The following is a 13,645-nucleotide window of genomic DNA, read 5'->3' on the forward strand; positions in this document are numbered from 1 at the left end:
TCCCGAGCCGGATTCCTACGCGATGAGGATCTGCATCCCGATGTTCAGTCCGAGGAACACCCAGCCCATCATCGCGAAGTGCTTCAGGCGCGGGGCGGGCCATTTCGCGGCCAGCCAGAGCCCGAGGAGGAGACCGTTGATCGCGGTCCCGTAGGAGATGAGGGCGATCATGACGGCCCTCATGGCAGCAGCACCGCCGTTGCGCCAGCAGAGGTCTGGGTATCGCGGCCCATGTCTTCTCCGTCCAGAAGAGCGTGGCCTCGGGGTAGCCTGCCCAGATGTCCCGGAGGTGGCCTTAGCTTAGATGCTGGTCGGGCGGGTGGACAGGGGCGAAGATGACATTGAGGAGTTCCCTCCCGACTCTGGGCATCGGGAGGGAACTCCGGCCTTATGTGGCAGGGCCGTCGGAGATCGCCCTCAGACCAGCAGGTCCCTCAGTGTTTCCGTCACTTCCGTGCGGCTGACGGTGCCGGCGAACCCGTACGCGCAGGTGTTGCCGATGCGCTCGAGGCCGGCGGCGGCGGTCAGCAGGTGGACTCCGTGCGGGGAGAGGCTTGTGCGCCCGCGAGCCACTCCGGCGCCGTGGACCAGGACGATCGGGATGACCTCGATATCCGGCCCGAGGAGGCACCCGAGCTCCTCAGCAGCCTCGTGCAGGGACTGGGGCCGCGGCTTGCCCGCGCGGAATGTGGGAATGGCAATGTCACGGGTGCCCGCCGCCCATTCCCACATTCCGCCCCCCAAACTGACCGAGTCGAGGAGGAACACAGCGTTGCCGCACGCTACGGCGTGGTCGGCCGTGCCGCCGCCCGGCAGGCCGATCCGGTGGAAGACGGACGGGCCGGGAAGCGCGAGGAGTAGATCCAGGAGTGCCGCAGTGGTCCGAGCGGGCCGCAGGGCGGGGATCGGGACGCCAGGGCGGGGGCCGTGGGCGGCGGCCACATAGGGGATGCCGAAGATCCGGTGTTCCCGTGCGGCCCTGGCGGCAGCGGCCACATTGCGGCGCCGCGCCGTCAGCGCCCGGCGCACCACAGCCCGCGTGTAGAGCGCCAGGCCCGTGGCGCCGCAGAGGGCAATGAGCAGGACCGGGCGCCCGGAGAGCGACCCTCGGGCCCACAGCAGGCCTGACCCGATGACAATCCCGCCGACCACGACGGCGAGTGCGCCGGCCTTGGCCAGCGCCCGGCGGCCGATCCGGCGGTTCCGTGCCCGGACCGTGGGCGGCACGGCCGCGGCGCCGCCGAATTCGCGGTACCAGGCCCAGTCGACGGGATGGACGGGGGGAGTCTGGACGCCGATGTCGCTGCTCATGGCATCTCCTGAGAGTCGAGCGAGGGGTCCCCTCCCGATTCTGGGCATCGGGAGGGGACCCGGTGTGGGCGCCCCCGCGGGCCAGCTGCATGGACCGCGGGGGCGAGATCAGGAGAACATCTTGACGATGTTCATCACGGCTGGGCCCATCACGACGATGAACAGTGCCGGCAGGATCGTGAGCATGAGCGGGAAGATGATCTTCACGGGGATCTTCATGGCCTGCTCCTCGGCGCGCTGACGCCTCTTGGTGCGCATCTCCTTGGCCTGCGCACGAAGGACCTTTGCAATGGCAATGCCGTACTGGTCGGCCTGCACGACGGCCCTGATGAAGGAGTTGAGATCCTGGAAGGATGCGCGCTCTCCGAGGGCCAGGTAGGCGTCGCGCCGTGCCCGTCCGACCTGGATGTCCTGGAGGGTGCGGATGAACTCCTCGGCCAGCGGGCCGGTGCTGTTCTCGGCTGCGCGCGCCATGGCTGCCTCGAATCCGACCCCGGCTTCAACTGAGATGAGCATTTGATCGAGCATGTTGGGCATGGACCGCTGCATGCTCTCGCGGCGCTTCTGACCGGTGCTCTGCAGCAGCAGGTCGGGGAGGAAGTAGCAGAGCACACAGGCCGCGACGGTGAAGAGCACAAGCAGCGGTGAGAAGCTGCTCTTGAGGATGAAGAGTCCGAAGCCGAGACCCACCAGAGCGAGGATAGGCTTGAGGACGAGGATGCGGTCCAGAGGCCAGGACCGGGGGCGACCCGCTGCCGCCAGACGCTTGTCGAGAAACGCTGCGTAGCCCTTGGGGGTGATCCGGTGGGCCAGCTCCTGCACCTGCTGGGGAACGCTCCACGACGACGGCTTGGAGCTTGGCTGTGCCAGGCCAAGGTTGACCTCGATGGCCTTGCGGGTGGTGCGGTCCGTGGCGATCACAGACCAGACGAGGTAGGCAGCGGGCAGGACGATGGCAAGGACCGCGGCCATAGCGATGGGTGACATGTGATCCTCCTCAGTACTTGGGCTTGATCATCCGGAAGAGCCACAGCGATCCGACGCCGAGCAGGATGGCGCAGACCGCGAGCATCCCCCAGCCCGGCAGGGTGGTGTAGAAGACCCTCGAATAGAGCGGGTTGATGAAGGACAGGATGACGAGGAAGGCGATCGGCAGGCCGATGAGGATATAGGCCGAGAGCTTCCCCTCTGCGCTCAGGGCGGAGACCTGCCGCGCCAGCTGGGCGCGGTCCCTGATCGTGTCATTGACGTTCTCAAGGATCTCGGCAAGGTTGCCGCCGACTTCACGCTGGGTCTCGATTGCCTGGGTCGTCCACAGGAAGTCCTGGCTCTTCATGCGTCCAGCAAGGTCTACTAGCGATTCGACCAGGTCTCGGCCGATCCTGGCTTCATTCAGCGCCCTGCTGAGCTCCGCGCCCATCGGTTCTTCGCATTCTTGACTGGCTGCGTCGAGGGCCCGCAGAAGGCTGTGGCCCGCGCGCATGCTCCCCGCGAGCATCTGGAGCGTATCTGGGAGCTGGGTCGCGAACTTCGCCTGACGGCGCGCGGCCTTGATGTTCAGCCAGATGAGCATGCCACCCGGGACGAGGAGGAGCAGCAGGATGCCCAATCCCGGTCCGGCGAGCACGAATCCCAGGATCGCGGCGAGGAGGGCCCCGCCGCCGCACATGAACAGGAAGTCTCCCCGGCTCATCCTGAGCCCGGCTTGTTCGAGCTTGTCGCTGCGGACGAGGCGGAGCTCGCGACCATGGAGGGACCGGTTGATCGCTCCGACCGCCGCGTCGGTGAACCGCGCCAGTGCTGCGTCGGACTGATCCTTCGATCCGGGCCGACGCCGTTCGCGGGCGACCGTGCGTCGGGGTTGGGTGAGCAGGACGATCAGCGTCATGAGCCCTGCAAAGACGGCCCCCATGCCGAGGGCGAGGACGATCGGCGTGTCCACGGTCTTCACACCCTTCCGAATCGGGGTCCGAACAGGGCCGGACTGACGTGGATCCCCAGGTCTGCGAACTTCTCCATGAACCGTGGCCGCACGCCGGTCGGGATGGGCTTCCCGAGGAACCGCCCGTTGGCGTCTACGCCTGCGCTGAAATCGAAGATGAAGGCGTCTTGGAGCGTGACGACGTCGCCTTCCATACCCTGGACCTCGGTGACGTGGGTGACCCTGCGGGTTCCATCGCGCAGCCGGCTGAGGTGCACGATGAGGTTCACAGCCGAGGACACCTGCTCGCGGATGGCCCTGAGGGGCAGGTCCATGCCCGCCATGAGCACAAGCGTCTCAAGGCGCGCGATCGCGTCGCGGGGCGAGTTGGCGTGGACGGTGGACAAGGAGCCGTCGTGGCCGGTGTTCATGGCCTGGAGCATGTCCAGCGTCTCGCCGCCGCGGACCTCGCCCACGACGATGCGGTCAGGCCGCATGCGAAGCGAGTTCCGGACGAGATCGCGAATGGTGATGGCGCCCTGCCCCTCGATGTTCGGGGGGCGGCTCTCGAGGCGGACCACGTGATCCTGCTGGAGCTGGAGCTCCACTGCATCTTCGATGGTGATGATGCGCTCATCGCGGGGGATGAAGGAGGACAGGACATTGAGCAGTGTCGTCTTGCCGGTGCCGGTTCCGCCGGACACGATCACGTTGAGCCGGGCTTGGACGCACGCATGCAGTAGTTCGGCCATCTCGGGGTTCATGGTCCCCAGCTCGATGAGGCGCGGAACGCTGAGCGCCTCTCGCGAGAACTTCCGGATCGTCAGCGAGGAACCGCTCACGGCCAGCGGTGGGATGATCGCGTTGACGCGCGATCCGTCCAAGAGCCTTGCATCCACGAGCGGGGACGATTCGTCAATGCGGCGCCCGACTCTCGAGACGATGCGCTCAATGACCCTTCGGAGCTGCTCCTCGGACTCGAACGTTGTCTCGGTCAGGAAGAGCTGGCCGTTGCGCTCGACGTACACCTGGTCTGCACGGTTGACCATGACCTCCGTGACAGACGGATCGTCGATATATCGCTGGATGGGCCCCAAACCAAGGACATCATCGATGACCTCATCGATGAGCCTGTCGCGCTCACTGGAGGTGAGGGGCACGGATTGCTCGGCGACGACGGACCGGAGCTCGTCACGCACGTAGCCATGGAGGTCTTCCTCGCTGAGGGACGGGTCGGAGATACGATTGCCGACCCGCTCATACAGCTCCGTCGTGACCTTGGACTTGAGCTCGCGGATGGCAAGGCTTGCGCGGACGTCCGTGGCCGTGGCGATATCCCGGCCCGTGTGTCGGGCCTCCGCATCTGCCGCCGCCTTCGCCTGGACCCGGGTGTTCAGAGTCGATGCTTCAGTTTGCGGGGTCTGCGCCGCTGTCAGCAGGCCAGGATGATTCGCGCCGATCACCTCGGCGGGGATCTTCGTCTGGCCGGCGTCCTCATCGCGGCGAGCGTCCTCGAGTCGCTTGAAGAGGCTCACTGGAACACCGCCCGCCGATGAAGCTGCTTGCGTTCGCGCTCGTCCCACTGTGGCTTGAGCCGTTCTACGAGCTGATTCAGGCCCTTCACCGCCGGATCGCGAAGACGGTCCTGGAGCGCTGGAATGCCGCGGTTCGTCGCGAGCGGGAGCGCACGGGACCGAGGAAGGACGACGTCCACCGGTATGCCGATCGTTGCCTCGACGTCCTGGACGGTGATGCCGGACTTGCGGTCCGCCATGTTCAACACGACGTTGCGGCGCTCGGGCAGCATGCGCAGCTCCTGGAGGATGTCTAGCCCTGCTTTGAGCCCTCTGACGCTGGGGATGTCCATGCCGCACACCCAGACGACGTCGGTGGCCTTGTCCAAGGTCGCAAGGACGTGCTCGCCCAGGCCGGGGGAGGTGTCGATGATGACGTACTGGAACTCGGCGGCAAGCTTCTCGATGAGTTCCGAGACCTTGCTGGCAGCGATCCTGTCGGCATCGGCGGGGTTGCGGGGCGCGCACAGCGCATAGATGCTGGTGCTGTGCGCCGTCAGATACGTCTTGAGTGACAGTGCATCCGTCGGCCCTTCCGCCGCATCGAGCAGCGTCCGGTCGGGGGTCATCATGAGCCCGCTGGCCACATCGCCGAACTGGAGGTCGAGATCCACGATCACGACTGACATCGGCGCGACCTTGCCGAGTCCGACCGCGATGTTTGTGGCGATCGTGGTCTTGCCAACACCTCCCTTGGGGGACATGACGGGAATGACCCGGCCGGTCCGGCTGGCGCCCACGGCTCCATCGCCCGTGAGCGAGGGAAGGGCCGCGAAGCGCGACCCCGCGGTGGCGGCGGCCTGATCGAGGTGAGCGCGCAGGGCCTCGACGTCGGCTTTCGGGTCGATGAGGTCGCGCACGCCGGCACGCATCGCCGCAAGGGCTAGCTCCTCGGGTGCAGGGGCGGCGTAGACAATGCTGACCTGGGGGTGGCACACGTCCACCGCCGACGCGAAGGTGAGTACCTGGCTGGACGGGAGGTCGGGTCCGAGGACAAGGACCTCGAGCGGCTCGCCTTCCAGCTGGCCGAAGACATCGTCGATGTTGTCGGGGAGGAAGCCTGCGTGGAATACCTGGAGGGCACCGGGGAGCATCACGGCCGCCATGCGGACGCGGTGTTCGAAGTCGGCGTCTTCCGTGATGGCTGCGAAGCGGCTCACTGGAACACCTTCGTCCGGTCGAGAATGCCGCCGTCGCCATTCTGAGAAGCCGACGACTGCTTGGTCAGGTAGACCTTGCCGAATTCGGCCGCGTAGACGATGCGGACAGCATCCGCGGCAGGGCGGGCGAGGGTGACAAGGTACTCGCCGTTGCTGGCGTTCTGGCTCGCCGACCCCACGCCGCCACCGCCGTTCTGGGCAGGTGCTGTCGCATTGTTCGGAGCCGCGGCACCAGAGGACACCTGCAGCCCGGTCACGAGGACCTTGTTGTAGCTGAGACGAGTCTGAGCGGGCGTGTTGTCGTCCTTCGGGAAGGAGAGGGCCACGCCGACCAGGTCACCCGCGGACAGGGCGCCGCCGACCACGCGCTCAATAGGAAGGCGGACGGTGACCTCCTGCATGCCTGCCGGCACGTCCACTCGGCCGGGTGCGTGGAGGGTCGCGGGGTCCGCGAAGCGGCCGGCAATCAGCTGCTCACCCACCTCGAGGTTGACCGAGGTGACCTTGCCGGAGAGGCTCGAGAGGTCCGCCACCGCGTCGGCGGGGACCATTCCCTTGGGCATCGGCTTCTTCGCAACACTGTCGGAGAGGCTGGCGGCGGCGGTGCCAGCCGCGATCGGCTTCTGGACCACGTAGACCTCCTGGGTCTCCGTGTCGGCGTAGGCGCGTTGATCTGCACTGTTGACGTAGGTGATGAGGAGCACGGCGCCGATGATTGCAACAATCAGAGCAGCCACGCCTCCCAGTAGGCGGGTCCTCATGGGAATCCCCTTTCCTTCTTGGTGCTATTTGATGAGCTTGACGGAGTTGGACCCGTAATCGGTCCCGCCGCTGCCGCCGATATTCGGGTCCGTGATGTCGAACCTGATGAACTGGCCGATCACGCAGCGGTCCACGCCGCCGCTGCACGCGAGGCTCGTGCTGAGTCCCTGCGCCGCGAGGTCGCTGGCCATGTTGCGGAACGCGCCCGGTGCGCTGTTGTTGCCCTGCTGGAGCTTCCAGCCGTAGATCTTGAGAGTCGCGTAGCCGGAGATGGCATACGTCATGTTGTTGCCTGAGCCGGTTGTCGAGGTGAAGACCGGGAAGGTGACGTCCTGTTCTTTGCCCGCGGTGATCGTGTCGACCCAGCTCTGGAGGACTGCCGAGCAGTAGGTCGCGTTGGGAAGGTTGTTGCCAGGGTCGGAGGCTCCCGTCACCACGGTGCCTGCCGTGGTGGTCGTCTGGCAGGTGCCGCTGTCCGGCACCAGCCAGCCCCAGCCGCCAGGGCCGCTCGTGCCCGCCGGATTGGTGCAGGTCTGACCGGGCTTGTACTCGAACGTCTGGACGGAACCCATCGTGGTCGTCGGGGTGAGGTCCCAGCAGTTGGCGGAGAGCGCGAGTGGGAAGCTCTTGCCATACCCCGGCGCGCCCCAGCTCGCGGTGGCACTGGCGGTGATCTGTACGGAGGGCGTGCCGAAGATTCCGCCGAGGATGAGCTTCAGCCCAGCTGGCGGCGTCGTCGTCGTCACGGCGACCTGGCCGGCGGCCGGCCACGTGATCCCTTGGACCTTGGCGGAGCCGTCCAAGGAGCTGTCCTTCGTGTAGAGGGGTGCCAAGGTCGCGTCGTAGGCGCTGCTGCAGGTCGACGGTGCGTTCTTGGCGCAGTACTGGGCGAGGGCGAGGGACGAGGCGTCTGCGCCGTTCTGCAGCTGCGCTTTGGTCGAGACCATCAGGCCGGCGTCGACCGCGAAGGACGCCATGCCGATGAGGACGAACGCTAGGAGGACGACCAGTATGGCTGCGGCCCCACGTTCGTTGCTGCCATGCCCACCACGCATCCTGCGCGTCATCCGTTGCATCGCATGGCCCCCGTCCCGCTCACGCTGACCGGATTCGGCAGACCGAACCATGTGCCGGATACCGTCTGCACGCTCGTGGTGACCGTCGCCTGGACCTCGGTCCCGGCAGCGCAGCTGGCCGGCACGGTCACGGAGATGGTGTAGCCGGGAGCGACGCTCTGCGCGTTGGCGATCGCCTGGCTCTGGCTGTTCCCGACCGCAACCGTCCGGGCAGCTTCGCGTGCCGCGTTGGTTGTGAGGACCTGGGCGTTGTAGATGCGCCCGAACTCCACGATGCCGAGCACGAGGCCGAGCAGCAGCGGCAGGACGAGGGCGAACTCGACCGCCACGGCGCCACGCTCACGCCTGCGAGATGTCTTGTTCATGGTTCACAACCCGCTTACCACTGTCTGGAACCCGGGGACGAGCTCTGGGCCGATCAAGGCCACGGTCCCGAAGATCGCTGCGGCGATCAGGAAGACCAGGAGGCTGTACTCAACTGAGGTAGCGCCTCGCTGCCGGCTCTCGGCCATCGCTCCTCCTTGGAAAGGGTTCTAGTTGCTTAAAGTCCGCCGGTTCGTGGACGCCTTGCCCGGCGTCCACGAACCGGGAGGGCAGCACCGAGGGTGCTGAGGGCAGTCACGGAAGCTGGCTGCTGATGGTGTTGAACGCCGTGTTGATCTGGCCCCCCAGAGTGACGACGGTCCCGATGATGACGGCGGCGATGAGGGCGACCAGGAGGCCGTACTCGACGGCTGTCGCACCCTTCTCGCGATCGTCTCCGGTCAAGCCGTTCCAGAAGACGAGAAGAGAAGCCATGAGCTGGTTCACGATGGTCCTTTCTTCCGTTGAGCGTTCCGAGTAACGGATGTCAGGGGAGCCGGCTGGAGATGGTGGTGAAGGCGGTGTTGATCTGTCCGCCGAGGGTGACCACCGTGCCGATGATGACGGCGGCGATGAGGGCGACCAGGAGGCCGTACTCCACGGCAGTCGCACCCTTTTCCTTTTCGCCACTCACAATGGAGTTCCAGAAGGAGAGAACGGAAACGTAGAGCTTTTCCATGGTGATGTCCTTTTCGTGAGGAGGAGCAATTTATAAAAAGGGGTCTTTGTGGCGGGCCACCCCCGGTATTCCTGCCCGTGCCACAAATCTCCCACCTCCATGAGGCCGGCACCATAAGCATTGATACGTGAATCTCAGCCTTATAACAGCGCCCGAATACCGGGCTGACGCTCGCGGTGGTACCCGGTGGCCGCGCGGAGCGACGCGTGGTCGGTACTCAGTCGGGCCCCTTCGGACTACTTGCGTACTGGACATGTCCAATTCGAGGGGTGCGTACACTGGTCCGGGCCCTCTCCCGGAGGCCCTCCTGGGCCCCGCTTTGACCCGGCGCGCCGCGCCAAGCTACTCTTGATAGTCGTTGTGCGTGTCCTGACTCGATGGAACGTGCCTAGGGAGTGTCCAGTTGCAGGACGCCGGCTTCCGGGCGCATTCGAGATGCAAGGGATAACTGGTCTGGGAGCCCTCACCTCTGGTCCGGTAGCGCACCGAAGCACGGGGTGTATCTCACCGGCACCCCACCAGACCAAGAAACGAAGGCAATAACTGTGCGTACGTACACTCCGAAGCCCGGCGACGCCGACCGTCAGTGGCACGTCATCGACGCCACCGACGTCGTTCTGGGTCGTCTTGCCAGCCAGACCGCAACGCTGCTGCGCGGGAAGCACAAGCCGACCTTTGCGTCCCACATGGACATGGGCGATTTCGTCATCATCATCAACGCGGACAAGGTGGCCCTCACCGGCGCCAAGCTCCAGCAGAAGCGCGCCTACCGCCACTCGGGCTTCCCGGGCGGCCTCACCAGCGTGACCTACGCCGAGCTCCTCGAGAAGAACCCGGTCCGCGCCGTGGAGAAGGCCGTGAAGGGCATGCTCCCCAAGAACAAGCTTGCTGCCCAGCAGCTGTCCAAGCTCAAGGTCTACGCGGGCCCGAACCACCCGCACGCTGCCCAGCAGCCCAAGACCTTCGAGATCAACCAGGTTGCCCAGTAGTCCTGGCCACTACTCAAGAATTCATCAAGGAGAACACTGTGGCTCAGAACGAAGAGCTGAACACCGCGGCTGAGGAGAACCTCACCAGCTACACGTCCGAGAGCGCCCCGGCTGCGGCCGAGACCGCCAAGCGCGAGCGCCCGGCCCTCACCGTTGCCGGTGCAGCCGTTGGCCGCCGCAAGGAGGCCGTGGCCCGCGTCCGCGTCGTTCCCGGCTCCGGCCAGTGGACCATCAACGGCCGCACGCTCGAGAACTACTTCCCGAACAAGCTGCACCAGCAGGAGGTGAACGACCCGTTCAAGCTCCTCGACCTCGAGGGCGCCTACGACGTGATCGTCCGCATCCACGGCGGTGGCCCCTCGGGCCAGGCCGGTGCTGTGCGCCTCGGTGTCTCGCGCGCTCTCAACGAGATCGACGTCGAGAACAACCGTCCGGCCCTGAAGAAGGCCGGCTTCCTGACCCGCGACGCCCGCGTGGTCGAGCGCAAGAAGGCCGGTCTCAAGAAGGCCCGCCGCGCTCCGCAGTACTCGAAGCGCTGATTTCAGCCCTTCCGGAGGCCCGTCCCACTACCTGTGGGGCGGGCCTCGTCGCTTTAATGCGACGAGGATTGAAGGTGGTAGACGCACGCGTGCCCTGCGGGTTCACAGCGGTACATAGTCCTCACCCAGGCGAGGATTTTCGCGGACTCGCCCTGGCCCGCGCTTGTGGCCGGCGGAATGTTGCCAACGATCAGAAGTCCAATCTGCCCGGCTTCTACTTTGCTCTGAAAATCGCCGAGGGTGGGAAACGGGTCCGTTCCGTCGAACCCGCCGATCGCAAGGACGCTCCGGCGAGTGGCGAGCTGGTACTGGGCGGCATTGGCGGAGCCGATAGCCGCGCCCGGCCACTTGGTGCCTTCCGCCACCAGCTGCAGATCGCGCGCTGCGTCCGGCTCGACGGTATCCCCGAAGATGGTGGCGGCGAACACGGGTGTGGTGTTCCCATGCATCAGGGGGTCCGCGGGATCGTCGGTCCGATAGCCGTTGAGGGGCGGCCCACCCGCTAGCGCCGCACCTTCATGCGCGCTGCCAACCGTGCTCGCGGACCACAGGAGGGGGCCCAGGAGGACGAGGCACAGAGCGGCCGCCACGCCAGCGGCAGCAAAGGCGCGCAGGGGCGGAAGCACGGCCCAGGCGATCGCAATCGAGCCGAGCAGCAGGCTCGCCAGCGAGTACCACGGAAAGGTGCCGGCTCCTCGAACAGCATTGGCGTAGTCGAGGACAAGTGTGGCCGCCAACGTGGCTCCCAGCACAACGCGGAACAACCGACGGCGCCGGAGCTCGATCAGGTGCTTCAGGGCCATTGCTCCCAGGCAGGCGGCAGACGGGACAGCACTCAGGGCGTAGTAGGGATGCATGATGCCCGACATGGACGCGAGGACAGCGCTCGAGCAGATGAACCACAGCACGTTGACCGTGAGGAAGGCCCGCTCGCGCGCGTGGGCCCTCCTCCACAGCAGGACTGCTACGAGTATCCCCGCCACCGCTAGCGGGAGCACCCAGAGGATCTGGGCCGCCAACTGGGGGTAAAGGAAGCGAAGCGGCCCAGCAGGAAGGGATTCGGCCGAACTGCCGCCCACCTGCGTGCGCTGCGCGTCGAGGCCTGTGAGCCGGTCCATGCCGTTGTACCCCAGCGTGAGCTCCCAGAAGCTGTTGTTCCGGGTCCCCCCGATGAACGGACGCGATCCCGGGGGCGTCAGGGCGACGACGGCAAGCCAACTGCCCGCCGTCGCCACGGCAGCGCACAGGGCAATGCACGCCCCACGCAGCCGGAGGCGAATGGGCCAGGGCCCCATCCACAGTACGGTGGTGAGCAAAGCGGGCACCACCAGTGCTACTTGGAGCTGTTTGGTGAGGAACCCCGCACCGATCAGCACGCCAGCAAGGCCAAGGAGCCTCTGACGCTGAGTTCTGATCGCTGTGAGGGTAGCGGCGGCAGCCGAGGTCATGAGCAGCGTCAGCAGTGCATCGGGGTTGTTGTAGCGGAACACGGCGGTCGAGACAGGCATAAGTGCCATCAGCGTGCCAGCGAGCAGACCCCAGCGGTGCCCGAGTGGCTGGGCCGCCATCCTGTAGACGAGCCAGACCGTGGCCACACCCATGAGGGCCTGGGGCACCAGGATGCTCCACGGACTCAGCCCGAACATCTTCACGCTCAGGCTCATGATCCAGAGAGAGAGCGGCGGCTTGTCGACCGAGATCCCGTTGGACGGGTCGGAGGAGCCGAAGAAGAAGGCCGTGAGGTTATCCGCCCCCGCGAACGCGGCGGCTGAGTAGAACGCGTTGGCCCATCCGTTGATGCTGAGATTCCACAGGTACAGTGCTGCGGTTCCAGCCAGCAGCGCCGCGGTCTCCCACCTGCTGCGCAGCACTGCCCGCGGCGTCGCGACGCCGGCGGCCAGCGCGCCCGGTGCGCTCACGCGGCATCCAGTGCGCGGGAGGCTAGAGGTGTGCGCCGACGACGGTCCGGCACGGCCCTGCGGCCGCGGAAGACCCAGTACTTCAGGAGCGCAAAGCGCATCACGGTCGCGACGACGTTCACCGAGGTGAGGGCTGCGAGCTCAGCGGTGGCTCCAGGCGCCATAGCCAGGCTGTGCAGAATCAGCAGCGAGGACGATGTCAGTCCCCATGCGAGGCCGAAGACGACCAGCCCCTGGACGTGATGGAGCGTGTAGTGCTCTTGGCCGCGGATGCCGAACGTGAGGCGGCGGTTCGCTGCGGTGTTGAGCACGGCAGTGATGAGGAGCGCGCCGAAATTGGCTGATTGGGCACCGAAGGCAGGCTGCAGCATGAGGTACAGCATGGCGTAGGTAATCGTCGAAGCGATACCCACGGCGGCGAACGCGAAGGTCTGTACCACGAGCGAGAGCGGCTGCGGAGGCTGGAGAGGGCGGCGTCCCAGCTCGGCGTAGACCGCCGCGAGCGGAATCCGGTGCTGCGCAAGCGACTTCGATACTCGGACGATCCCGCGCAGGTCATCCAAGGCCGTCTGCGCGATGTCAACGGTGCTGGACGGGTCATCGGTCCAGTCGACGGGGACCTCGTGGATCCGGAGGCCTGCGCGTTCGGCCAGAACGAGGAGTTCCGTGTCGAAGAACCATCCGGTGTCCTCGACATGGGGGAGCAGCAGCTGGGCAACCTCGGCCCTCATCGCCTTGAAGCCGCACTGTGCGTCGGAGAACCGGACGCCGAGGCTGCCTCGAAGCATCATGTTGTACGTGCGGGATATGAACTCGCGCTTGGGGCCGCGCACGACGCGGGAGGCCCGGTCAAGCCGGGTGCCGATCGAGACGTCCGAGTGGCCGGAGAGCAGGGGGGCGACGAGCGGCGGAAGCGCGGACAGATCAGTGGAAAGGTCTACGTCGACGTAGGCGACGATCTCTGCCTTCGACGCCAGCCATGCTTGCTTGAGCGCCCGGCCGCGGCCCTTCTCCTCGAGCCTGACGTAGGTCACGCCTTCGAGTGTTGCGGCCAGGGACTCCCCGATGGTCTGCGTACCGTCAGTGCTGGCGTTGTCCGCGATGGTGATCTGCCACGTGGCGGGCATCTCTTTGATCAGGTACCCAGCGAGCTTCCTCACGGAGGAGGCCAAGGCAATTTCTTCGTTGTACACCGGAATGACAATGTCGATTGCCGGTCCCCCATGAGCAAATTCCATGCAAGCACATTAGGGCGTCGGCTGGGATCGCCTCTATATGGACTAGAGAATTCAAGTAGCCGCTCTTTTGGCCGCGTAGTTTCCAAGTACCGCATCGCATCGAGGTTACGTACC

Annotated in this window: 15 protein-coding genes; 2 read left to right on the forward strand and 13 right to left on the reverse strand. The window is 66.0% G+C overall.

The window, feature by feature from the left end:
* Positions 1-15: 15 nt before the first annotated feature.
* The 11 genes from ACVWWH_RS02145 to ACVWWH_RS02195 form a co-directional block, all read right to left on the reverse strand.
* Positions 16-183: a hypothetical protein gene (locus ACVWWH_RS02145; protein WP_307114663.1), complete on the reverse strand. Its 168-nt coding sequence runs from the start codon at positions 181-183 to the stop codon at positions 16-18.
* Positions 184-417: 234 nt separating this feature from the next.
* Positions 418-1,311 (reverse strand): hypothetical protein, encoded by an 894-nt coding sequence (locus ACVWWH_RS02150; RefSeq protein WP_457315431.1) that lies wholly within the window; start codon positions 1,309-1,311, stop codon positions 418-420.
* A gap of 108 nt (positions 1,312-1,419) precedes the next feature.
* Entirely contained in the window at positions 1,420-2,298 is an 879-nt protein-coding gene (locus ACVWWH_RS02155) for a type II secretion system F family protein (protein WP_457315432.1), read from the reverse strand.
* A 10-nt stretch (positions 2,299-2,308) separates the two neighbouring features.
* Positions 2,309-3,199, reverse strand: a complete 891-nt coding sequence (locus tag ACVWWH_RS02160; protein ID WP_457315433.1) for a type II secretion system F family protein — start codon at positions 3,197-3,199, stop codon at positions 2,309-2,311.
* A gap of 59 nt (positions 3,200-3,258) precedes the next feature.
* Positions 3,259-4,767, reverse strand: a complete 1,509-nt coding sequence (locus ACVWWH_RS02165; protein ID WP_457315434.1) for a CpaF family protein — start codon at positions 4,765-4,767, stop codon at positions 3,259-3,261.
* On the reverse strand, positions 4,764-5,966 hold the full coding sequence (locus tag ACVWWH_RS02170; protein WP_457315435.1) for an AAA family ATPase: 1,203 nt from the start codon (positions 5,964-5,966) through the stop codon (positions 4,764-4,766). Before ACVWWH_RS02170 ends, ACVWWH_RS02165 begins: the two co-directional genes overlap by 4 nt.
* The gene (cpaB, locus tag ACVWWH_RS02175; protein ID WP_457315436.1) at positions 5,963-6,703 is read right to left on the reverse strand and encodes a Flp pilus assembly protein CpaB; all 741 of its coding nucleotides are present in this window, start codon (positions 6,701-6,703) and stop codon (positions 5,963-5,965) included. The genes ACVWWH_RS02170 and cpaB overlap by 4 nt, the downstream gene beginning before the upstream one ends.
* A 48-nt stretch (positions 6,704-6,751) precedes the next feature.
* The gene (locus ACVWWH_RS02180; protein WP_457315437.1) at positions 6,752-7,855 is read right to left on the reverse strand and encodes a pilus assembly protein TadG-related protein; all 1,104 of its coding nucleotides are present in this window, start codon (positions 7,853-7,855) and stop codon (positions 6,752-6,754) included.
* On the reverse strand, positions 7,792-8,169 hold the full coding sequence (locus ACVWWH_RS02185; protein ID WP_457315438.1) for a TadE/TadG family type IV pilus assembly protein: 378 nt from the start codon (positions 8,167-8,169) through the stop codon (positions 7,792-7,794). The genes ACVWWH_RS02180 and ACVWWH_RS02185 overlap by 64 nt, the downstream gene beginning before the upstream one ends.
* A 253-nt stretch (positions 8,170-8,422) precedes the next feature.
* Complete coding sequence (locus tag ACVWWH_RS02190) at positions 8,423-8,614, reverse strand: Flp family type IVb pilin (RefSeq protein ID WP_457315439.1); 192 nt, start codon at positions 8,612-8,614, stop codon at positions 8,423-8,425.
* Between the two features lie 40 nt (positions 8,615-8,654).
* Positions 8,655-8,846 (reverse strand): Flp family type IVb pilin, encoded by a 192-nt coding sequence (locus ACVWWH_RS02195; protein WP_457315440.1) that lies wholly within the window; start codon positions 8,844-8,846, stop codon positions 8,655-8,657.
* A 545-nt stretch (positions 8,847-9,391) separates the two neighbouring features.
* Between ACVWWH_RS02195 and rplM the strand changes: the two genes are divergently transcribed.
* Both rplM and rpsI read left to right on the forward strand, forming a co-directional pair.
* Positions 9,392-9,835, forward strand: coding sequence for a 50S ribosomal protein L13 (rplM, locus tag ACVWWH_RS02200; RefSeq protein ID WP_066499416.1), 444 nt, complete (start codon positions 9,392-9,394; stop codon positions 9,833-9,835).
* A gap of 38 nt (positions 9,836-9,873) precedes the next feature.
* Complete coding sequence (gene rpsI / locus ACVWWH_RS02205; protein WP_066499413.1) at positions 9,874-10,374, forward strand: 30S ribosomal protein S9; 501 nt, start codon at positions 9,874-9,876, stop codon at positions 10,372-10,374.
* Positions 10,375-10,427: 53 nt separating this feature from the next.
* Here the strand turns inward: rpsI and ACVWWH_RS02210 are convergent, their stop codons facing one another.
* Positions 10,428-12,293, reverse strand: a complete 1,866-nt coding sequence (locus ACVWWH_RS02210; protein WP_457315441.1) for an ArnT family glycosyltransferase — start codon at positions 12,291-12,293, stop codon at positions 10,428-10,430.
* The gene (locus ACVWWH_RS02215; protein ID WP_457315442.1) at positions 12,290-13,531 is read right to left on the reverse strand and encodes a glycosyltransferase; all 1,242 of its coding nucleotides are present in this window, start codon (positions 13,529-13,531) and stop codon (positions 12,290-12,292) included. Before ACVWWH_RS02215 ends, ACVWWH_RS02210 begins: the two co-directional genes overlap by 4 nt.
* Positions 13,532-13,645: the final 114 nt, after the last annotated feature.

The sequence above is a fragment of the Sinomonas sp. RB5 genome (assembly GCF_054063535.1).

What these genes read in the sequence shown, in the direction of transcription:
- ACVWWH_RS02160 (WP_457315433.1), bottom strand. Translation starts at nt 3,199, where the DNA reads ATGACGCTGATCGTCCTGCTCACCCAACCCCGACGCACGGTCGCCCGC.
- ACVWWH_RS02195 (WP_457315440.1), bottom strand. Translation starts at nt 8,846, where the DNA reads ATGGAAAAGCTCTACGTTTCCGTTCTCTCCTTCTGGAACTCCATTGTG.
- ACVWWH_RS02150 (WP_457315431.1), bottom strand. Translation starts at nt 1,311, where the DNA reads ATGAGCAGCGACATCGGCGTCCAGACTCCCCCCGTCCATCCCGTCGAC.
- ACVWWH_RS02155 (WP_457315432.1), bottom strand. Translation starts at nt 2,298, where the DNA reads ATGTCACCCATCGCTATGGCCGCGGTCCTTGCCATCGTCCTGCCCGCT.
- ACVWWH_RS02180 (WP_457315437.1), bottom strand. Translation starts at nt 7,855, where the DNA reads ATGGTTCGGTCTGCCGAATCCGGTCAGCGTGAGCGGGACGGGGGCCAT.
- ACVWWH_RS02215 (WP_457315442.1), bottom strand. Translation starts at nt 13,531, where the DNA reads ATGGAATTTGCTCATGGGGGACCGGCAATCGACATTGTCATTCCGGTG.
- ACVWWH_RS02185 (WP_457315438.1), bottom strand. Translation starts at nt 8,169, where the DNA reads ATGAACAAGACATCTCGCAGGCGTGAGCGTGGCGCCGTGGCGGTCGAG.
- ACVWWH_RS02145 (WP_307114663.1), bottom strand. Translation starts at nt 183, where the DNA reads ATGAGGGCCGTCATGATCGCCCTCATCTCCTACGGGACCGCGATCAAC.